Source organism: Pseudorhodoplanes sinuspersici (assembly GCF_002119765.1).
GTDB classification, from domain to species: Bacteria; Pseudomonadota; Alphaproteobacteria; order Rhizobiales; family Xanthobacteraceae; genus Pseudorhodoplanes; species Pseudorhodoplanes sinuspersici.
In genome coordinates, this window is sequence record NZ_CP021112.1 from 1,400,799 (window position 1) to 1,419,215 (window position 18,417).

An 18,417-nucleotide genomic window follows, 5' to 3' on the forward strand; every position below is an offset into this window, starting at 1 on the left:
TCCATATCCTTGAACGAACTGCCCCGTATGCGCGGAGCGTCTGAAACGAAAATCCAGGAGCGACCCGCCTGATGCGCTCGGGCTTTCCGGGCGAGTCAATGTGAGCAACGCAACGTTGAGGTCGCCCGATCTCAACGGCACTCTTCATCAGTGGAACCTTATCATGCTGAGCAAACGTAATCTTCTGGGCGCGCTGGGCCTTTGCCTGACGCTCAGTCTCGCCTCCGTTGCCTTTGCGCAGGACAAAAAGCCGTTCGACCGCGCGAACTTCGAAGCGGCACAAGCCGCGGGTAAGCCGATTTTGATCGACGTGAGCGCACCCTGGTGCCCAACCTGCAAAGCGCAGGCTCCGATCCTGTCGAGGCTGATGAGCGATCCTCGCTTCAAGGGCATGATTGCCTTCAGCATCGATTATGACTCGCAGAAGGATCTGCTGAGGACGTTCAACGTGCAGCGGCAGAGCACGCTGATCGTGTTCAAGGGCAAGCAGGAGGCCGGACGTTCGACCGGCGACACCAATCCAGCGTCGATTGAAGCGATGCTGGCCAAGGCGATCTAGCGCATCATGTCGGGCATCGGCCTCGCCCTGCTTGCGGGGCTGCTTTCGATCCTGTCGCCCTGCGTGCTGCCGCTGGTCCCGATCGTGATCGGCGCAGCCAGCGGAGACCATCGTTACGGCCCCGCGGCGCTGGCTGCGGGTCTGTCGCTCTCTTTCGTCGCCATCGGACTCTTTGTAGCGACGATCGGCTTCTCGATCGGGCTGGATCAGGATCTGTTCCGCATGCTGGCGGCTGTCATGCTGATCCTGGTCGGCGCGACACTCTTGATCCCACGTGTCCAGCTTCAGCTCGCCGCCGCAGCCGGCCCGATCGGACAATGGGCGCAGACGAGGACCGGAGACCTGGCCGCGCCGGGTCTCGGCAAGCAATTCGCGATCGGTTTTCTGCTCGGTGCGGTATGGGCGCCATGCGTCGGGCCGACGCTCGGTGCCGCCTCGGTGCTGGCGGCGCGCGCCGAAAATCTGACGCTGGTCGCGCTCACCATGCTGGCTTTCGGCATCGGCGCTGCTGTTCCGCTGCTGTTGATCGGTCTGATGTCGCGCGAAGCACTGGCACGTTGGCGCGGCCGCATGCTCGCGGCGGGCAGCGGCGGCAAGGCGGTGATGGGAGCCATTCTGCTCGCGACCGGACTGATGATCCTCACCGGCCTCGACAAACGGCTCGAGGCGTTTCTGGTCGAAGCCTCACCGGCCTGGCTGACGGAACTGACGACCCGGTTCTAGCTTTGGTTTTGACACGTTGTCTTCACGCGAACCGGTACCCACTTTGCTCGAAAACGCTTAACGCCGGCTCGCATCACAGCACCAACTGCACCAGCACCATGTCGAGCCGTTTGCCGAATTTCTCGCCGACGCCGGGCATGCGGCCGGTCTCCTCGAAGCCCATGGTCTCGTGCAAAGCGAGCGAGGCGTAATTGCTGGCATCGATGGCGCCGACCATCACTCTTTTGCCCATGCCACGCGCCTCCTCGATCAGCGCCCGCAGCAGCATCTTGCCGACACCGCGACCCTGCGCCTCCTCCGTCACATAGACCGAGTGCTCGACGGTGTAGCGGAAGCCCTCATAGGCCCGGAACTCGCCGAAGCTGCCATAGCCGAGAACGGATGCCTTTCCCGGCCCGCTATCGGCCACCAGCACCGGAAAGCCGGCGCTCGTCCGGGCCGCCAGCCAGGCCCGGCGGTCGTCGAGATCGGCCGGCGTCTCGATCCAGATCGCGGTCGAATTCAGGACCGCGTCGTTATAAATCTCAAGAATCGTAGGCAGATCGGCCTCAATTGCGGGCCGGATTTTCAGCATGGGCGGTTCCTCGAACCCAGATCTTGGCTCCCCGTTCCGGTGCCCGATCTCGTTCCTTGTGGCGCTTTTCCCACAATGCTATCCCGCCGCCCATGACAGCGGCAACCATCGACAACATTCGCAACTTTTCCATCGTCGCGCATATCGATCATGGAAAATCCACCCTCGCCGACCGGCTGATCCAGCTCACCGGCGGGCTGGAGGCGCGCGAGATGACCGAGCAGGTGCTCGATTCGATGGATATCGAGCGCGAGCGCGGCATCACCATCAAGGCGCAGACCGTGCGCCTGAAATATCGCGCCGGGGACGGCAAGGATTACATCCTCAACCTGATCGACACGCCCGGCCATGTCGACTTCGCCTATGAGGTGAACCGCTCGCTCGCCGCCTGCGAGGGCTCCCTCTTGGTGGTCGATGCCTCGCAGGGCGTGGAGGCGCAGACGCTCGCCAACGTCTATCAGGCGATCGACAACAATCACGAGATCGTGCCGGTCCTGAACAAGGTCGATCTGCCCGCGGCCGAACCGGACAAGGTCAAGCAGCAGATCGAGGACGTGATCGGCATCGATGCCTCCGACGCGATCCCGATTTCCGCCAAGACCGGCGTCGGCATTCCCGACGTGCTGGAAGCCATCGTCAACCGCCTGCCGGCGCCGAAGGGCGACCGCAACGCCCCGCTGAAGGCGCTCCTGGTCGATTCCTGGTACGACGTCTACCTCGGCGTCATCGTGCTGGTGCGCATCGTCGACGGCACGCTGAAGGAAGGCGACACCATCAAGATGATGGGCACCGGCGCGACCTATGGCGTCGACCGCGTTGGCGTGTTCACGCCCAAGAAGGTCGAGGTCAAGGAGCTCGGGCCGGGCGAGATCGGCTTTCTCACCGCCTCGATCAAGGAAGTGGCCGATACGCGCGTCGGCGACACCATCACCGATGCGAAGAAGCCGGTGGCCGACCCGCTGCCGGGTTTCAAGCCGGCGATCCCGGTGGTGTTCTGCGGCCTGTTCCCGGTCGATGCCGCAGACTTCGAGGAATTGCGCGCGGCGATGGGCAAGCTGCGGCTGAACGATGCCAGCTTCTCGTTCGAGATGGAGACGTCAGCCGCGCTCGGCTTCGGCTTCCGCTGCGGATTTTTGGGGCTCCTGCATCTCGAAATCATCCAGGAACGGCTGGAGCGCGAATTCAATCTCGACCTGATCGCCACCGCGCCGTCGGTCATCTACAAGATGACGCTGACCGACGGCTCAATGATCGAGATTCACAATCCGGTCGACATGCCGGACGTGGTGAAGATCGAGGAGATTGAGGAGCCCTGGATCGAAGCCACCATCATGACGCCGGACGAGTATCTCGGCTCGGTGCTCAAGCTCTGCCAGGACCGCCGCGGCGTGCAGAAAGAGCTGACCTATGTCGGCAACCGCGCCATGGCGAAATACGATCTGCCGCTCAACGAGGTGGTGTTCGATTTCTACGACCGGCTGAAATCGGTCTCCAAGGGCTATGCCTCGTTCGACTATCACCTGACCGACTACAAGCCGTCGGACCTCGTGAAGATGCAGATCCTGGTCAACGGCGATCCGGTCGATGCGCTGTCGATGCTGGTGCACCGGACACGCGCCGAAGGCCGCGGCCGCGCCATGGTGGAGAAGCTGAAGGAGCTGATCCCGCCGCACATGTTCCAGGTGCCGATTCAGGCCGCGATCGGCGGCAAGGTGATCGCGAGAGAAACCGTGCGCGCCTTGCGGAAAGACGTAACGGCCAAGTGTTACGGCGGCGACGCCACGCGTAAGCGCAAACTTCTGGAGAAGCAGAAGGAAGGCAAGAAGAAGATGCGCCAATACGGGAAGGTCGATATCCCGCAGGAGGCGTTCATTGCCGCGTTGAAGGTGGATGTGTGAGATTAACTAAGCCTATCCTCTTCTAGTTCCATAAGCTCTCATTTCTCCAATTCATTGGAAATCCCGCCGATTGAAGCGATACAATTTTGGAAGACGGAAATTCGGATACCAAGTCTTTCAGGCGCTCGCGCCAACTCGAAGTGGGATTTATCGAGCTTAGAAAATATGCACAAATACAAGCAGTACCATAAAGTCGCGTTTGAGCATGCGTATCGCCTTCAATGTGTCTGAGAATTTGGCACTGTGTGCGTGAAGGCCACCGCGGCTGCACCGCACTAGCTTTGTTCCATAGTCGACTGTGATGAGCGCAGATATTTCGCGTTACATTCAACGATCGAAGCCACGTTTCCATAATTTGAAATGACGGAACGCCGAAGGCCGTAGCAACAGTTGTTTGATCTGTTTTCCGCATTCCGCTGTATAGAATGGACATAGAGCCAAAATCCCACAACTCAGCGGCTATCCAAAGCGGAGGTTCTTCGCCTGGATAACGTCGCTTAAAGTGTTTCGCAAACTCCTCTTTGGATCTTGCGAAAGCATCGTCTTGGCGGCGCAACCATTCGCTATGAAATGTACGACCTGTTGCAGGATCAATGCGCCTAGAGAAATTAGAATGAAGGAAATCAGGGCCACGATGAGCTGCGGGACTAAAAGCTCCGAGCGTAAGCGTTATTTGAACACGTAGGGCAATTTCGATTCGCTCAATTGCGTCTAATATCAACATTCTCAATTTTTTATCGAACACATAAAGCTCGACTATTTCAGAGAAAGTTGTACCGGCTCGGAAATTGTCACCTACAATTGTCTGTCCACCAACCACAACGGATTCCCGATAAGGATAAGAGTATCCACTGAGGCGGTAGTATCCAATTTTCTCTAAATAGCTTTGCGCCCGTTGATCGTCCGAAACTGACATTCCTCGCGCTTTCATCAGCGCAAGTTGCTCAGCTGGGGTCAAATAGGGCTTAGTGTAAGGCACGCCGACCTTACAAAAACGAAGACCGACCCGTACACTTGCGTGCAGAGGGGCCGGCCATGTTGATACTTATATGAGTCACTTGAGTAAATCCGTCAATAGATTTATTTTCCTAGAATCGTCAAACTTGTTGGCAACTTGATTAACTATTTTGGGCTGTACCGTCTAGATTTTGCTACCTTTCAAAAATCTTCAATGCTTCAGTATCTTAAACTCCTCAACATATATTTTTCTTGACTTTATTCCTATTTCCTGTTAACACTCAAACCAGTTGATGGAGCGCCGGGAGGCGCTGGGCCCTGCCTTATTGGGCCCGCGCGCCTCCCAAAGGAAAGTCGTGCACGGCTTTCTTTTGCGAGGCGCGCGGCGGCCGTCCGTCAATCGGCCGCCAAAGGGCGTCTCGCAAACGCCCTGGCGCCATCGCAAGTCGGGTTTACCCGACTTGCGCACGATTGATTGGCTGATCTCGGGTAAACCCGAGATCAGCGGCGCTCCATTCCTCTTTTGAGGAAGGAAAAAAGGGAAAGCAGACGCGCCCGCGTCTTAAAGAACAGGGCGGGCGGAGCTTGAGCAAAAGCGCCCCAGCCTTCGCAACAGCGTCATCAGAACAGCCAACAGACTTAATTGCAACTCATTCGCAATAGCAATACGATGCCTGGAAAAGAACAAGCCATTCAATCTCAGAAGCAAAGAAACTAACCCTCAGGGAGAAACATCATGCGTCCGGGACTCATGCCGCTGCTCTGCCGCATCATCGTCGTGATGGCGCTTCCACTCACCGCCTTCATGTCTGCCGCTAACGCCGCCGGCGATCTCTCGCGTCAGGATCCGATCACGGTCACCGTCGATCTCGGTTCACCCGGCACGCATGAATTCATCCCGAACAAGCTGCGCTTCGAAACCGGCAAGCTCTATAAGCTCGTGCTGCGCAATGCGAGCGACGCCCCGCATTACTTCACCTCGCATGCGTTCTCGCAGTTGATCTTCACACGCAAGGTGCAGGTCACGCAGGAGCGCGACGGCAAGATGGTGACGCTCGCAGAAATCAAAGGCGCGATCCGCGAGATCGAGGTCTATCCGGGCCACAGTGCGGAATGGTGGTTCGTGCCGGTGGCGACCGGTCGCGTCACCGATCTGCATTGCGGCGTTCGCGCCGCCGACGGAAAGACGCATGCCGAGCATGGCATGACCGGAGAGATCGTGATCGAGTGAACACGACGTGACAACGACAAACGTCGTCACATTCCAGCTTGACAACGCATCATTGCGCTCTAAAGCCTGCTCTCGTATCTTTTTACATATGCGGAGGGGCCAATGCCTTACACATTCGAAATCTACAAGGACAAGAAGGAAGAGTTTCGCGTTCGCTTCAAGGCGTCCAATGGCGAGAAGATGTTCTCGTCGGAAGGCTATTCGTCGAAGGTCGCTGCTAAGAACGCGATCAAGTCGATCCTGAAAAACGGCCCGACCGCCGAAGTGGTCGACAATTCCAAGGCCGTGAAGAAGGCCGCTGTGAAGAAGCGCAAATAAGCGTTTCGCAACTCGTATCGTGACATGACCCGCCTCATCGGCGGGTCATGTCATTTTCGGAGAAAGGCTTGTCTGCTCAGAAACCCCAATAGGGCAATGCGCGCCAATAGTCGTGGATGCGGCGGCCGCGTTTCAGGTCGGTCCAGTCCCATGCTTCCGGCGAGGTGAATTTTGGCGCGCCTTTCAGATGCTCGTCGCTGACATCGAATTCATAGCCGCCAAGACGGTCGTTATACGTGAACAGACACCAGGGCAGCGGATAGAAGTCGTGCCCCTGACCCATAAAGCCGCCGGCGCTCATCACCACATAGGCGATGCGACCGCTGACCTTGTCGATCATCATGTGCTCGATGCGGCCGACACGCTCGCCATTGAGGCGGTAGACATTGCTGCTTTGCACCTTCGCGGATGAAATCAGCGCCGCCCGATCGTAAGCCTCCGTCCTGCGGTCCGCATGCATGAATGCGATGGTCATCTGCGCCCCTCTCTCCTGGCCGTCCTGGTCATCCTGCACCGTCGCCCGCACGGCATGGAGGTAACGGCATGAACGTCGTAAGCGCGGCGGCCGACACCGAACGCGTCATACACAGGAGAGTTCCAACGCTCCGGGCGATGGTACCGCGATAAAGCGTTTTCGAGCGAATGGGTACCGGTTCGCGTGACGAAAACGCGTCAATACAAAAAGCGTCTATTCCGCTTTGACGTCGCTGATCTGCACTTCGGCGGTCTCACTGGTGGCGCCTTCGGCCTTCGCCTCAACCTTCGGCCGCGGCGCGAGATCGGCCGCGCGCGTCACCGGTTCTATGATGATGCGCGTATTGGCCATGCCGCGTGTCTTCACGAGATCAAACAGCTTGGCCGCATTATTAGGATGCAGCCGCACACAACCATGCGAGGCGCGCTGGCCGAGCTTCCTGACCGCGTTGGTGCCGTGAATGGCGAAATGTCCGTGAAAGAAAATCGAATAGGGCATCGGCGCCATATTGTAGAGACGCGAGTGCCATTTGCGCTCCAGCCGCTGCGGCTTGAATCTGCCGGTCGGCGGGCCGCCGGCAAGACCGGTCGACACAACGAATTTGTGACGCACCTCGCCATCGACCAGCACATGCATGCGCTGCGCCGATTTATCGACCCGCACCACAATTTCAGCATGAGCCGCTGTCACCGCCGCAAGCGTCATGACTGCGGCGGTCACCCATCCGGATATCCGCATCGCTTCGCCTCAGCCCCTTTTTTGCACCCGGCTCGTTGTGCCACGCAGATGATTGCGCCAAACGCAATTCCGGTGACCCGATCCGGTATCGCTTGAGAGACATGCTAGCGCTGCCGCGTTCATGATCTGTCAACAGGCGCAGTTGCTGGATAACTTTGTCAATGCAGACGTCTTGAAGAACAATCGAGGCGTCTTCGTAAACCAGCAGTAACCGCAACGTCATCCGACCGTGTGCCATGACAACGTAAAGCGGGCTGACAAATCAGCGCTGCGAGGTTAAACGAGCTACATGGATTCCGGCCGACTCCTGCTGAAGCTTCTGCTCCTTTCTGCATTGTGCGGGCCCGCCGCCGCGCAGGATCGCGGCACGCTCAATCCAAAGCCCTTGCCGCCGCTGGCCAATCCGAACGATCCCGCAACGCCGGCCAAGGAATTGTTCGGCCGCAAGCCGACGCCCGCCAATCTGCAGGCGCGCTCGATCGGTTTCTATACCCGCGGCTGTCTCGCCGGCGGCATTGCCCTGCCGGTGAATGGCCAGAACTGGCAGGTCATGCGGCTGTCGCGCAACCGCAATTGGGGCCATCCAAACCTGATCGCTTTTCTTGAGCGGCTCGCCGCCAAGGCGCCGAAGGTCGGCTGGAATGGCCTTTTGGTCGGCGATCTGGCGCAGGCGCGCGGCGGCCCGATGCTGACCGGCCATGCCAGCCACCAGGTGGGACTCGATGCCGATATCTGGCTGACACCGATGCCGAACCGCGAATTGACCCGGCAGGAACGCGAAGAGACATCCGCCACCATGGTCGTGCGTCCGGACCGGCTCGATGTGGATCCGAAAGTCTGGACACCGGGCCATCTCGGCATCCTGCGCGCCGCCGCACAGGATCCGGCCGTCGAGCGTGTGCTGGTCAATGCGGCGATCAAGAAGGCTTTGTGCCGCGAGGCCGGCAGCAACCGCGCATGGCTGCACAAGATCCGTCCCGTCTACGGGCACGACTACCATTTCCACGTCCGCATTTCTTGTCCGAAGGACAGCCCGACCTGCAAGCCGCAGGACCCGACCCCCGACAGTGACGGTTGCGGCGAAGAACTCGCCTATTGGTTCAAACCGAAAATCCTGTTCCCGCCGCCGCCGGATCCGACCAAGCCACGCAGATACGCGACGATGAAGGATCTGCCGCAGGAATGCCGGCAGGTGCTGGTGGCGGAGTAATCAAATCGGCAGCACGTTCGTGTACTTCACCTGCTCCAGTGCGAAACTCGATTCAATCGAGGCAATGCCATCGAGCCGTGTCAGCTTCTGTTTGAGGAATTGCTCATAGGCAGCCAGATCGGCGACCACGACCCGCAAAAGATAATCCCGCGGCCCGGTCATCAGGTAACATTCCAGCACTTCCGGCCAGCGCGCGATCGCCTTGCCGAACTTGTTGAGCGCATCCTCGCGCTGGCTTTCCAGCTTGATCGATATGAACACGCTGACCGGCAAACCGACCGATTGCTGGCTCAGCACCGCGACATAGCGCGAGATGATCCCCGCCTTCTCCATGATGCGGACGCGGCGCAGACACGGTGATGGCGACAGCCCCACCTTGTCGGCAAGATCGGCCAGGCTCATGCGCCCGTCCTGCTGCAGCAAAGCCAGGATCTTGCGGTCGATGTCGTCCAGCCGATGTTGCATGATCCGACCAATATATCATCAAGAATGGGTTGAATATACCAATATTGATCGACTTATTGGTCGATTTTGAACACCCCTGCCAAAGGCGTCATGCGACAACTATGTCATCCCAACGACGCCTTGAGGATCGCGCCATGCAGCCGTCCCGTCTGGAAATTCTGTCCGAACTGGAAAAGAAGGTTCTGTGGCTCGCAAGCTGGACGATCCACAACGCCAACCACATCCGTGACAATGTCGACGGCCTGAAGGTCGGCGGCCATCAGGCCTCGTCGGCCTCGCTCGCGACGATCATGACCGCGCTTTATTTCGACGCGCTGCGGCCGCAGGATCGGGTTGCGGTGAAGCCGCATGCGTCACCCATCTTTCACGCGATCCAGTATCTGCTCGGCCACCAGACGCGCGCGAAGCTGGAGAATTTCCGCGGCTACAAAGGCGCGCAAAGCTATCCCTCGCGGACCAAGGATACCGACGACGTCGATTTCTCCACCGGCTCGGTCGGCCTCGGCGTCGCGCAGACGCTCTTTTCCTCACTTGTGCAGGATTACGTGCACGCGCATGGCTGGGCGAAGGACAAGCCCGAAGGCCGGATGATCGCGCTGGTCGGCGACGCCGAGCTCGACGAAGGCAACATCTTTGAATCGCTCCTCGACGGCTGGAAGCAGGGCCTGCGCAATTGCTGGTGGATTATCGATTACAACCGGCAAAGCCTCGATGCTGTCGTGCGCGAAGGATTGTGGGAGCGCTACGAGCAGCTCTTTCGCAATTTCGGCTGGGATGTCGTCATCGTCAAATACGGCTCGCTGCAGCAGGCAGCGTTTCAAGAGCCGGGCGGCGAGAAGTTGCGCGCCTGGATCGATGCCTGCCCCAACCAGCTTTACTCGGCACTGGTGTTTCAGGGCGGGGCAGCCTGGCGCAAGCGTCTGCTCGACGACATCGGCGATCAGGGTGATGTCACCGCACTGATCGAGCGGCGCAACGACGACGAATTGGCGCGGCTGATGAACAATCTCGGCGGTCACGACCTGCCGGCATTGACGCAAGCTTTCGCGAAAATCGATCACGACCGCCCGGTCTGTTTCATCTGCTACACCGTGAAAGGCTTCGGCCTGCCGATGGCCGGGCATAAGGACAATCACGCCGGACTGATGACGCCGGCGCAAATGGAAACATTCCGCACGCAGAACAATGTGCGGCCGGACCATGAATGGGATCTGTTTGAGGGGCTGACCTTGCCCGAACAAACGCTGCGGGACTTTCTGAAAAAAGTGCCGTTCGCACAGCGCAAGCCGCAAGGTCCGGCGCCGCAGCTTGAAATTCCCGACACACTTCCCGTTTCGATTCAACCGACGATGTCGACACAGGGCGGGTTCGGCGCGCTGATGAACGAGATCGGCAAGGCGAAGGACGATTATACGTCGCGCATCGTCACGACGTCGCCGGATGTCACCGTCTCCACCAATCTGGGCGGATGGGTGAACCGGCGCGGCCTGTTCGGACACGACACCGTGGCCGACACCTTCAAGAACGAACGCATCCCATCGACCTTCGCGTGGGAATTCTCGCCGAAGGGCCAGCATATCGAACTCGGCATAGCCGAGATGAACCTTTTCATCCTCTTGTCCGCGCTCGGACTGTCGCATGCGATCAATGGCGAGCGACTGCTCCCGATCGGCACGCTGTATGATCCATTCATCGCCCGCGGTCTCGATGCATTGAACTATGCCTGCTATCAGGACGCGCGTTTCATCGTGGTGGCGACGCCATCCGGTATCACGCTGGCGCCGGAAGGCGGCGCGCATCAATCGATCGCACAGCCCTTGATCGGCATGGCGCAGGATGGCCTCGCCTCGTTCGAGCCGGCCTTTGTCGACGAGCTGGCCGCCATCATGCGCTTTGCGCTGGACTATATTCAGAAGAACGGCGAAGGCGCCGCGTCGGAGAAAAACTGGCTGCGCGACGAAACCGGCGGCTCGGTTTACTTGCGTCTCTCCACGCGGCCGATCGAACAGCCGCAACGCACGATGACCGACGAGCTGCGTCAGTCCATCGTTGATGGCGCCTATTGGCTGCGCAAGCCCGGACCCAATGCTGAAGTGATCGTCGCCTATACCGGCGCGATTGCGCCGGAAGCGATCGAAGCCGTCGGTCTGATGGCGGAAGATCGCCGCGATATCGGACTGCTCGCGGTCACGTCGGCGGATCGCCTCAATGCCGGCTGGACGGCGGCACAACGCGCGCGCGAACGTGGTCTTGTTCATGCGCGCTCGCATATCGAGCGGCTGCTGGACGATGTGCCGTCGCATGCCGGCATCGTCACCGTGCTCGACGGTCACCCGGCAACCTTGTCATGGCTTGGTGCCATCCATGGCCACCGCGTGCGCGGGCTCGGCGTCGAGCATTTCGGTCAGACCGGCTCGCTGCCGGATTTGTATCGCCACTACGGCATCGACGCGAACGCGATCATCGCCGCGGCGCAGGCGCTGACGGCCGGCCGGCCAATCCGTTACCTCAAGGCGCTGCCGTAATAAACGATCACGGCCTGGATCAACGCCATTGCGAAAACGATGACGAAGGCAACGATGGCGATGGCGATCGAATACCGCAGCACCTGATGGCGTGGCGCGCCCATCAGGGGATGCACGCCGGTCCATAATAGCCGCAGTGCATAAATCCCAAGCAATGTGAAGAAGCGCGAATTCGGAAACATCAGTACAATGCCGATGAGCCAGACCGGCGTGAATGAGTACGCCGCGAGCTTCAGTGCGTTGATGAAATGCCGTTGCGCACCGAAAAACGGCGCCATCAGGTCAATGGCGAGCGCGGTCAGGCAAACGATGGCAAAAGAGAACAGGTAGCTGAGCACAGCCTTGAACACGCCGAGCCAGATCGGGTCGTGAAAGGTGCCGATCGACACCGATGTGCCGATAAATGTCGAGCCGATGAAGCCGGCCATCGCCGGGATCGCCGCCAGGATCGCGACATAACCGAGCAGCACCCGCAACGCGCTGCCCTGCTCGGTCGCGATCAGCGGCCATTCGGCCCGCGGCTCCAGCATGATGTTTTTGATGCGCGCGAGAAGCGGCGGCATGCGTTAGCTCTTTCGAATCGCGGAGGATCGTCGCCGCAAGTTATCACGTGTGTATTTTGAATTAAGACCCCTCAGCCGCTCGTTCCCGCGAAAGCGGGAATCCAGAATGTCAGACACGACTGGAGCTTTTCTGGGTCCCCGCGTTCGCGGGGACGAGCGGAGGGTATTACCGATCGCCATCGACTGACTGTCGGATCGATCCCCGCGTTCGCGGGGACGAGCGGAGGGTATTACCGCGCATACTCGCGGATCATCATCGCACCCTTTTCGGCAATCATGATTGTCGGCGAATTGGTATTGCCGGAGGTGATGGTCGGCATCACCGACGCATCGATCACCCGCACATTCTCAAGGCCGATCAGCCGCAAGCGCTCATCCACCACGGCCATGGCGTCATCCGTGCGGCCCATTTTCGCCGTTCCGACCGGATGGAAAATGGTCGTGCCGATATCGCCGGCCGCCTTCGCCAGCGCTGCATCGTCATCATTGCGCACCTGCTCGCCCGGCAGATATTCCACCGGCTTGAATTTTTGCAGCGCCGGCTGCGCCACGATCCGGCGCGCGACGCGAACGGAATCGACCGCAACCTGTTTGTCTTCCGGCGTCGACAGATAATTCGGCTGGATCGCCGGCTTGTCGGCCGGATCGGCGGATCGAAGCCGCACGAAACCGCGACTGGTCGGGCGCAGATTCGCCACGCTGGTGGTGAAAGCCGGAAAGTCGTGCAGCGGATCGCCGAACTTGTCGAGCGACAAGGGCTGCACATGAAACTGGATATTGGGCCGCTCTTGATGCGGATCGGAACGCGTGAAGGCGCCGAGTTGCGACGGCGCCATGGTCAAGGGTCCGCGACGGCGCAGCGCATAATCAATCCCCATCAGCGCGCGATTGAACAGCGACTTGTAAGTTTCGTTCAGCGTTTTCACGCCGGTGACTTTATGGATCAGCCGCAATTGCAGATGGTCTTGCAGGTTCTCGCCAACGCCCGCCTTGTCGAGAACAGGCGTGATGCCTTGCTCGGCAAGATGCGCAGCCGGCCCGACACCGGATAGCAACAGCACTTGCGGCGAGCCGATCGCACCGGCCGACAGGATCACCTCGCCGCGGCAGCGCGCGAATTTCGCCTCGCCATTCTGACGGAAACGAATGCCGGTCGCGCGTTTGCCGTCGAATTCTATCTTCTCAACGAGACATCCCGTCTCGACGCGCAGATTGCTACGGCCGAGCGCCGGCTTGAGAAAGCCTCGCGCCGACGACCAGCGCCGCCCCATCTTCTGGTTGACGTGGAAATAGCCGCAGCCCTCGTTGTCGCCGGTGTTGAAGTCGCTGCATTTCGGAATGCCAGCCTGCGCCGCGGCGTCCTGAAAGGCGTCGGTGATATCCCAGCGCAATCGCGGATATTCGACGCGCCATTCGCCGCCAACGCCGTGATGCTCGCCCGCACCGAGAAAGTGATCGACCTGCTTACGAAACAGCGGCTTCACATCGTCCCAGCTCCAGCCGGTGAGTCCAAGCTGACGCCAATGATCATAATCGCCCGATTGACCGCGCATATAGATCATCGCGTTGATGGCGGACGATCCGCCCAGCACTTTGCCGCGCGGATAGGCGAGACTGCGGCCATTCAGGCCGGGCACGGGTTCGGTGCGAAACATCCAGTCCGAGCGCGGATTGCCGATGGCGAACAGATAGCCGACCGGAATATGAAACCAGATCCAGTTGTCGCGCCCGCCGGCTTCCAGCAGCAGAACCTTCTTTGCCGGGTCGGCCGACAGGCGATTGGCCAGCACACAGCCGGCCGAACCCGCGCCGACAACGATATAGTCGTATTCGCCCTCGATCGGCCCCGGCGCGTTCATGGTTCTCCCCTCATCTCTTCTTGTTCTAGCGCGACGTGATCGCGATTTTATGTTCAATCTTAAAGGTCATCTTGGCAAATGCCGGAAGGTTGCTAAAGTCCGCTCGCGATCCGGGCAGCGCTGCGCGCGCATCCGGTTGAAACGGAACGGCGGTTCCTGACGTCATCGCATCCCATATTATGATGTGTCATCCCGGCGTGGCGAAGCCACCCGGCCCCCTCCCTACCCTCCCCCGCAAGCGGTGGAGGGTAGGGAGGGGATGTTTTGGAGAACCGCCATGCTGAGACGTGCCTTCAACATCTGCCTTTTTACCGCGCTGCTGGCCGGCGTCATCGGGTTCGCTCCGCAACTCGCGACGGCACAGGACAAGACCCTCACGGTCTTCGCCGCCGCGTCGATGAAGAATGCGCTCGATGACGTGAACACCGCCTACACCAAGGCGACAGGCATCAGGGTGGTATCGAGCTATGCCGCAAGCTCGGCGCTGGCGCGGCAGATCGAACAGGGCGCACCGGCCGATGTGTTCGTCTCCGCCGATCTGAAATGGATGGATTATCTCGCCGAGAAAAAGGCGATCAAGGACGGCACGCGCGTCAACCTTCTCGGCAACAAGCTGGTGCTGATCGCGCCGAAGGATTCCAAGATCGGCAACGTCACCATTGGCCAGGGCTTCGATCTCGCCAAGCTCGCGGGCGACGGCCGCATCGCTACCGGCGATGTGAAGTCCGTGCCGGTCGGTCTTTATGCCAAGGCGGCGCTGGAAAAGCTCGGCGCATGGCAAGCGGCCGCGCCGAAATTCGCGATGGCCGACAACGTGCGCGCCGCCTTGCTGCTGGTCTCGCGCGGTGAAGCTGCCCTCGGCATCGTGTATGAAACCGATGGCAAGGTCGACCCCGGCGTGAAGATCATCGGCACCTTCCCGGACAATTCGCACGAGCCGGTCATCTATCCCGTTGCCGCGGTCGCAACCGCGAAGCCGGATGTCGCGGGCTATCTCACCTTCCTGCGCACGAAAGCCGCGAAAGATATTTTCGAAAAATACGGATTTAGCTTTCTGATCCGTCCGGTGTCTTAAGAGCGTGCCGGACCTCACTCCTGAAGAATGGACCGCGGTCCTTCTGTCATTACGGATCGCATTGGTTGCGACGCTGGTCGCGCTGCCATTCGGCATCGCGGCGGCGTGGCTGCTCGCACGCAAGCACTTTCCCGGCAAAGCCCTGCTGGACGGCTTGATCGTCCTGCCGCTAGTGCTGCCGCCGGTCGTCACCGGCTATCTGCTGTTGATCTCGTTTGGCCGCCGCGGGCCGATCGGCAGTTTTCTGGACCAACATTTCGGCATCGTGTTCTCTTTCCGATGGACTGGAGCAGCACTCGCATGCGGGATCATGGCCTTTCCCTTGCTGGTGCGGCCGATCCGGTTGTCGTTCGAGGCCATCGACCGCCGTCTTGAAGATGCCGCATCGACGCTCGGCGCCAATGCCTTCTGGCGTTTTGTTACGGTTACGCTGCCGCTGGCGATGCCGGGCATCATCGCCGGCAGCATCCTGTGCTTCGCCAAGGCGCTGGGCGAATTCGGCGCCACCATCACTTTTGTGTCGAATATTCCGGGCGAAACGCAGACGATCTCAGCGGCGATCTATACCTACACGCAGATACCGGATGGCGACGCCGCCGCGCTGCGCCTGGTCGTGATCGCCATCGTCATTGCGATGGCCGCGTTGCTCGCCTCCGAAATCCTCGCCCGCCGCGCCACGCGCCGGCTGCATGGGGAATGACGATGCTCGCCGTCGACATTCAAAAGCGCGTCGGCGATCTCGACATGGCCATCGCGTTCGAGAGCGAAGGTCTGGTGACCGGATTGTTCGGACCATCCGGCGCCGGCAAATCGACATTGGTGAACATGATCGCCGGCCTTGTCGCGCCGGACCGCGGGCGCATCGCGCTCGACGGCACCGTGCTGTTCGACGTGCAAAGCGGCATCAACCTGCCGGCGTACCAGCGGCATATCGGTTACGTTTTTCAGGAGGGCCGGCTGTTTCCGCATATGACAGTGCGGAAAAACCTCGATTACGGACGCTGGATGGCCGGCATTGCGCCCGATCAGGACGGGATGAAGCGCATCGTCGCCATGCTCGATATCGAGCCCTTGCTGCAGAGGCGACCCGGCAAACTCTCAGGCGGCGAACGCCAGCGTGTCGCCATCGGCAGGGCCTTGATGATGAAGCCGCGTTTGCTTTTGCTCGACGAGCCGCTCGCCTCGCTCGATCCGGCGCGCAAGGCCGAGATCATGCCCTATCTGATTCGATTGCGTGACGAGGCCCGCATTCCGATGGTCTATGTTAGCCACTATGCCCGCGAACTGAAACGCATCGCCAATGTGATCGTGCGCATCGAGGCGGGGCGTGTCACCGCCTTTGGCGGCCCTGACATCCTGACGCGCAGCGACGAGGAAGCGTTCGCGTAACACATGGCTTTCCCGTAACATCACCGCATGTTCCCGCCACGGCGCATCGTCTGCCTGACCGAAGAGACCGTGGAGACGCTGTATCTCCTCGGCGAGGATCATCGCATTGTCGGCGTCTCGGGCTATGCGGTGCGCCCGCCACAGGTGCGGAAAGAAAAGCCGCGCGTCTCCGCCTTCATCAGCGCCGATGTGCCGAAGATCCTGGCGCTCGAACCCGATCTCGTTCTGACCTTTTCCGATCTGCAAGCCGATATCGTCGCCGCGCTGATCCGTGCCGGCATCGCCGTGCATGCTTTCAACCAGCGCGACATCGCCGGCATCTTCGCGATGATCCGTACGCTCGGCGCACTGGTCGATACACGCGACAAGGCCGATGCGCTCGCGACCGCGTTAGAGGCAAAGCTTGACGATACGCGCGCGGCATCAGCGCTGCACGAACACAAGCCGCGCATCTACTTCGAGGAATGGGACGAGCCGATGATATCCGGCATCCGCTGGGTCTCCGAATTGATCGCGATTGCCGGCGGCATCGATGTGTTTCCCGAACTCTCGATGAAGAAATCTGCGACCGAGCGCATCATCTCAGCCGAAGCGGTAATCGCCGCCGCGCCCGACATCATCATCGGCTCATGGTGCGGCAAGAAATTTGTGCCGTCGAAGGTCGCCGCACGTCCTGGCTTCGATACCATTCCCGCGGTGAAGAACAATTGGCTGCGCGAAATCAAATCGACGCTGATCCTGCAGCCCGGCCCGGCCGCACTGACCGACGGCCTCGACGCCATCGTTGCGATCATCGAGGAATGGCGGGCGTTTTAATCCACCAGCTTGTCATTCCGGGACGCGCGAAGCGCGGGCCCGGAATCCAGAGCGGAGGGCTCGGTGTTTGTGGCTCTGGATTCCGGGCTCGCGCCTTTCAGGCGCGCCCCGGAATGACAGCGATATATGAGAGAGCCTGCACATTGCGCGAGAAGGTTATTTTCCCACCCGCGCCATCTCATCGGCCATGTAGTCGAACGCTGCAACCAGGGCCGGTCCGCCGCACATCGTGTAGCGTGTTGGCAAGGCAAAGCGGCGCTCCGGCGGATAGAGATCGCGCAAGGCCGGATGCACAAGAAACATCGCGCCCTGATCGGTCGGAGCATTCGGCGGATCTTTGAGGAAAACCAGATCCGGCTTCAGCACCAGAAACCTCTCCAGCGCAATGAAGCCGCCATAGCCCGCAGGCGCGCCCGCAGGCGGCTTGAGGCCCGCTTCGGCGAGCAACGTCGCGGCAAGGCTCGACGGCCCCTGCGTATAACCGCCGCGCTCGACCACCATCGCCGTCTTGCCGTCCTTGCGCGCCACCGCTGCCAGCCGTCCGCGTGCGCGCTCAAGATCGGCGAGCAGGGCTTCGCCGCGCTCGGGATGCCCGAGCAAAGCGGCCATGTCGCGGATCTGGGTGCGCGCCGAATCGAGATCGCTGACAAACGGCGTCTCTTTGAAGCGAAGTCCCTGCGCGGCCAGCATGCGCCGCGTCACCGAGCGGTCATTCGGGCCGACCAGCACCAGATCGGGCTGCAAGAGAATCGTAGACTCGGCCTGCCAATCGACTTTTCTGAAGTGCCGCGCCTTGTCCGCCACCACCGACAGCGAGGGATCGGCCGCATAAGGCGAGAGCCCGGCGATCTGCTCGGGGTCGGCCAACGCCACCACAAGCTGGTCAGCGCAGAGATTGAAGGATAAGACCCGCTTCGGCGCATCTGCCGCATGCGCCCCGTTAACCCAAAAGCCCGCGCACACGACCGCGCATAACGCCGTGCACAGCGCGATCCGCAGGCTCGCTGGCACAAACTCCGTCACGCGGGCATAGTGCATCTCT

The 18,417-nt window shown here is 60.4% G+C and carries 19 protein-coding genes; 11 read left to right on the forward strand and 8 right to left on the reverse strand.

The window, feature by feature from the left end; translation table 11 throughout:
• Positions 1-163: 163 nt before the first annotated feature.
• Positions 164-559 carry a thioredoxin family protein gene (locus CAK95_RS06905; RefSeq protein ID WP_086087247.1) on the forward strand — a complete coding sequence of 132 codons (396 nt, stop codon included), beginning with the start codon at positions 164-166 and terminating at the stop codon, positions 557-559.
• Between the two features lie 3 nt (positions 560-562).
• The gene (locus CAK95_RS06910) at positions 563-1,282 is read left to right on the forward strand and encodes a cytochrome c biogenesis CcdA family protein (RefSeq protein ID WP_086087248.1); all 720 of its coding nucleotides are present in this window, start codon (positions 563-565) and stop codon (positions 1,280-1,282) included.
• Positions 1,283-1,355: 73 nt separating this feature from the next.
• Here CAK95_RS06910 and CAK95_RS06915 read toward each other — a convergent pair whose 3' ends face one another.
• Positions 1,356-1,853 carry a GNAT family N-acetyltransferase gene (locus tag CAK95_RS06915; RefSeq protein WP_280949878.1) on the reverse strand — a complete coding sequence of 166 codons (498 nt, stop codon included), beginning with the start codon at positions 1,851-1,853 and terminating at the stop codon, positions 1,356-1,358.
• 95 nt (positions 1,854-1,948) lie between these two features.
• On the opposite strand from CAK95_RS06915, the gene lepA reads away from it, so the two are divergent.
• Positions 1,949-3,754: a translation elongation factor 4 gene (gene lepA / locus CAK95_RS06920; RefSeq protein ID WP_086087250.1), complete on the forward strand. Its 1,806-nt coding sequence runs from the start codon at positions 1,949-1,951 to the stop codon at positions 3,752-3,754.
• Between the two features lie 22 nt (positions 3,755-3,776).
• Here the strand turns inward: lepA and CAK95_RS06925 are convergent, their stop codons facing one another.
• Positions 3,777-4,733 carry an Abi family protein gene (locus CAK95_RS06925; protein ID WP_147413684.1) on the reverse strand — a complete coding sequence of 319 codons (957 nt, stop codon included), beginning with the start codon at positions 4,731-4,733 and terminating at the stop codon, positions 3,777-3,779.
• 714 nt (positions 4,734-5,447) lie between these two features.
• Between CAK95_RS06925 and CAK95_RS06930 the strand changes: the two genes are divergently transcribed.
• Together CAK95_RS06930 and CAK95_RS06935 are read left to right on the forward strand one after the other, a co-directional pair.
• Positions 5,448-5,942 carry a cupredoxin domain-containing protein gene (locus CAK95_RS06930; RefSeq protein WP_183044298.1) on the forward strand — a complete coding sequence of 165 codons (495 nt, stop codon included), beginning with the start codon at positions 5,448-5,450 and terminating at the stop codon, positions 5,940-5,942.
• 102 nt (positions 5,943-6,044) lie between these two features.
• A complete protein-coding gene (locus CAK95_RS06935; protein WP_086087252.1) occupies positions 6,045-6,260 on the forward strand; it encodes a YegP family protein in 216 nt (71 codons plus the stop codon).
• A 76-nt stretch (positions 6,261-6,336) separates the two neighbouring features.
• Here the strand turns inward: CAK95_RS06935 and CAK95_RS06940 are convergent, their stop codons facing one another.
• Together CAK95_RS06940 and CAK95_RS06945 are read right to left on the reverse strand one after the other, a co-directional pair.
• Positions 6,337-6,735, reverse strand: coding sequence for a PRC-barrel domain-containing protein (locus CAK95_RS06940; protein ID WP_245303653.1), 399 nt, complete (start codon positions 6,733-6,735; stop codon positions 6,337-6,339).
• 213 nt (positions 6,736-6,948) lie between these two features.
• Positions 6,949-7,473, reverse strand: a complete 525-nt coding sequence (locus CAK95_RS06945) for a L,D-transpeptidase (RefSeq protein ID WP_183044297.1) — start codon at positions 7,471-7,473, stop codon at positions 6,949-6,951.
• A 289-nt stretch (positions 7,474-7,762) separates the two neighbouring features.
• Here CAK95_RS06945 and mepA point away from each other — a divergent pair, with 289 nt between their 5' ends.
• Entirely contained in the window at positions 7,763-8,683 is a 921-nt protein-coding gene (gene mepA / locus CAK95_RS06950) for a penicillin-insensitive murein endopeptidase (protein ID WP_086087253.1), read from the forward strand.
• Here the strand turns inward: mepA and CAK95_RS06955 are convergent, their stop codons facing one another.
• Positions 8,684-9,148 (reverse strand): Lrp/AsnC family transcriptional regulator, encoded by a 465-nt coding sequence (locus CAK95_RS06955; protein ID WP_086087254.1) that lies wholly within the window; start codon positions 9,146-9,148, stop codon positions 8,684-8,686. It abuts the gene before it with no gap.
• A gap of 134 nt (positions 9,149-9,282) precedes the next feature.
• Here CAK95_RS06955 and CAK95_RS06960 point away from each other — a divergent pair, with 134 nt between their 5' ends.
• Positions 9,283-11,673 carry a hypothetical protein gene (locus CAK95_RS06960; RefSeq protein WP_086087255.1) on the forward strand — a complete coding sequence of 797 codons (2,391 nt, stop codon included), beginning with the start codon at positions 9,283-9,285 and terminating at the stop codon, positions 11,671-11,673.
• Here CAK95_RS06960 and CAK95_RS06965 read toward each other — a convergent pair.
• Both CAK95_RS06965 and CAK95_RS06970 read right to left on the reverse strand, forming a co-directional pair.
• Positions 11,652-12,236, reverse strand: a complete 585-nt coding sequence (locus tag CAK95_RS06965) for a Yip1 family protein (RefSeq protein WP_086087256.1) — start codon at positions 12,234-12,236, stop codon at positions 11,652-11,654. The two genes, CAK95_RS06960 and CAK95_RS06965, sit on opposite strands and share 22 nt — an antisense overlap.
• Positions 12,237-12,466: 230 nt before the next feature.
• Positions 12,467-14,095: a GMC family oxidoreductase gene (locus CAK95_RS06970; protein WP_086087257.1), complete on the reverse strand. Its 1,629-nt coding sequence runs from the start codon at positions 14,093-14,095 to the stop codon at positions 12,467-12,469.
• Positions 14,096-14,372: 277 nt separating this feature from the next.
• On the opposite strand from CAK95_RS06970, the gene modA reads away from it, so the two are divergent.
• From modA to CAK95_RS06990, 4 genes are read left to right on the forward strand one after another with little or no spacing between them, the layout of a single operon-like run.
• The gene (gene modA, locus CAK95_RS06975) at positions 14,373-15,170 is read left to right on the forward strand and encodes a molybdate ABC transporter substrate-binding protein (protein ID WP_086087258.1); all 798 of its coding nucleotides are present in this window, start codon (positions 14,373-14,375) and stop codon (positions 15,168-15,170) included.
• A gap of 4 nt (positions 15,171-15,174) precedes the next feature.
• On the forward strand, positions 15,175-15,870 hold the full coding sequence (gene modB, locus CAK95_RS06980; RefSeq protein WP_086087259.1) for a molybdate ABC transporter permease subunit: 696 nt from the start codon (positions 15,175-15,177) through the stop codon (positions 15,868-15,870).
• A 2-nt stretch (positions 15,871-15,872) separates the two neighbouring features.
• A complete protein-coding gene (gene modC, locus CAK95_RS06985; protein WP_086087260.1) occupies positions 15,873-16,559 on the forward strand; it encodes a molybdenum ABC transporter ATP-binding protein in 687 nt (228 codons plus the stop codon).
• A 27-nt stretch (positions 16,560-16,586) separates the two neighbouring features.
• Positions 16,587-17,375, forward strand: a complete 789-nt coding sequence (locus tag CAK95_RS06990; protein ID WP_086087261.1) for a cobalamin-binding protein — start codon at positions 16,587-16,589, stop codon at positions 17,373-17,375.
• Between the two features lie 156 nt (positions 17,376-17,531).
• Here the strand turns inward: CAK95_RS06990 and CAK95_RS06995 are convergent, their stop codons facing one another.
• The gene (locus CAK95_RS06995; RefSeq protein WP_086087262.1) at positions 17,532-18,413 is read right to left on the reverse strand and encodes an ABC transporter substrate-binding protein; all 882 of its coding nucleotides are present in this window, start codon (positions 18,411-18,413) and stop codon (positions 17,532-17,534) included.
• Between the last annotated feature and the right edge of the window lie 4 nt (positions 18,414-18,417).

Coding starts and splice junctions, on each gene's coding strand:
- CAK95_RS06905 (WP_086087247.1), top strand. CDS start 164: ATGCTGAGCAAACGTAATCTTCTGGGCGCGCTGGGCCTTTGCCTGACG.
- lepA (WP_086087250.1), top strand. CDS start 1,949: ATGACAGCGGCAACCATCGACAACATTCGCAACTTTTCCATCGTCGCG.
- CAK95_RS06930 (WP_183044298.1), top strand. CDS start 5,448: ATGCGTCCGGGACTCATGCCGCTGCTCTGCCGCATCATCGTCGTGATG.
- CAK95_RS06935 (WP_086087252.1), top strand. CDS start 6,045: ATGCCTTACACATTCGAAATCTACAAGGACAAGAAGGAAGAGTTTCGC.
- CAK95_RS06940 (WP_245303653.1), bottom strand. CDS start 6,735: ATGACCATCGCATTCATGCATGCGGACCGCAGGACGGAGGCTTACGAT.
- CAK95_RS06945 (WP_183044297.1), bottom strand. CDS start 7,473: ATGCGGATATCCGGATGGGTGACCGCCGCAGTCATGACGCTTGCGGCG.
- mepA (WP_086087253.1), top strand. CDS start 7,763: ATGGATTCCGGCCGACTCCTGCTGAAGCTTCTGCTCCTTTCTGCATTG.
- CAK95_RS06955 (WP_086087254.1), bottom strand. CDS start 9,148: ATGCAACATCGGCTGGACGACATCGACCGCAAGATCCTGGCTTTGCTG.
- CAK95_RS06960 (WP_086087255.1), top strand. CDS start 9,283: ATGCAGCCGTCCCGTCTGGAAATTCTGTCCGAACTGGAAAAGAAGGTT.
- CAK95_RS06965 (WP_086087256.1), bottom strand. CDS start 12,236: ATGCCGCCGCTTCTCGCGCGCATCAAAAACATCATGCTGGAGCCGCGG.
- CAK95_RS06970 (WP_086087257.1), bottom strand. CDS start 14,095: ATGAACGCGCCGGGGCCGATCGAGGGCGAATACGACTATATCGTTGTC.
- modA (WP_086087258.1), top strand. CDS start 14,373: ATGCTGAGACGTGCCTTCAACATCTGCCTTTTTACCGCGCTGCTGGCC.
- modC (WP_086087260.1), top strand. CDS start 15,873: ATGCTCGCCGTCGACATTCAAAAGCGCGTCGGCGATCTCGACATGGCC.
- CAK95_RS06990 (WP_086087261.1), top strand. CDS start 16,587: ATGTTCCCGCCACGGCGCATCGTCTGCCTGACCGAAGAGACCGTGGAG.
- CAK95_RS06995 (WP_086087262.1), bottom strand. CDS start 18,413: ATGCACTATGCCCGCGTGACGGAGTTTGTGCCAGCGAGCCTGCGGATC.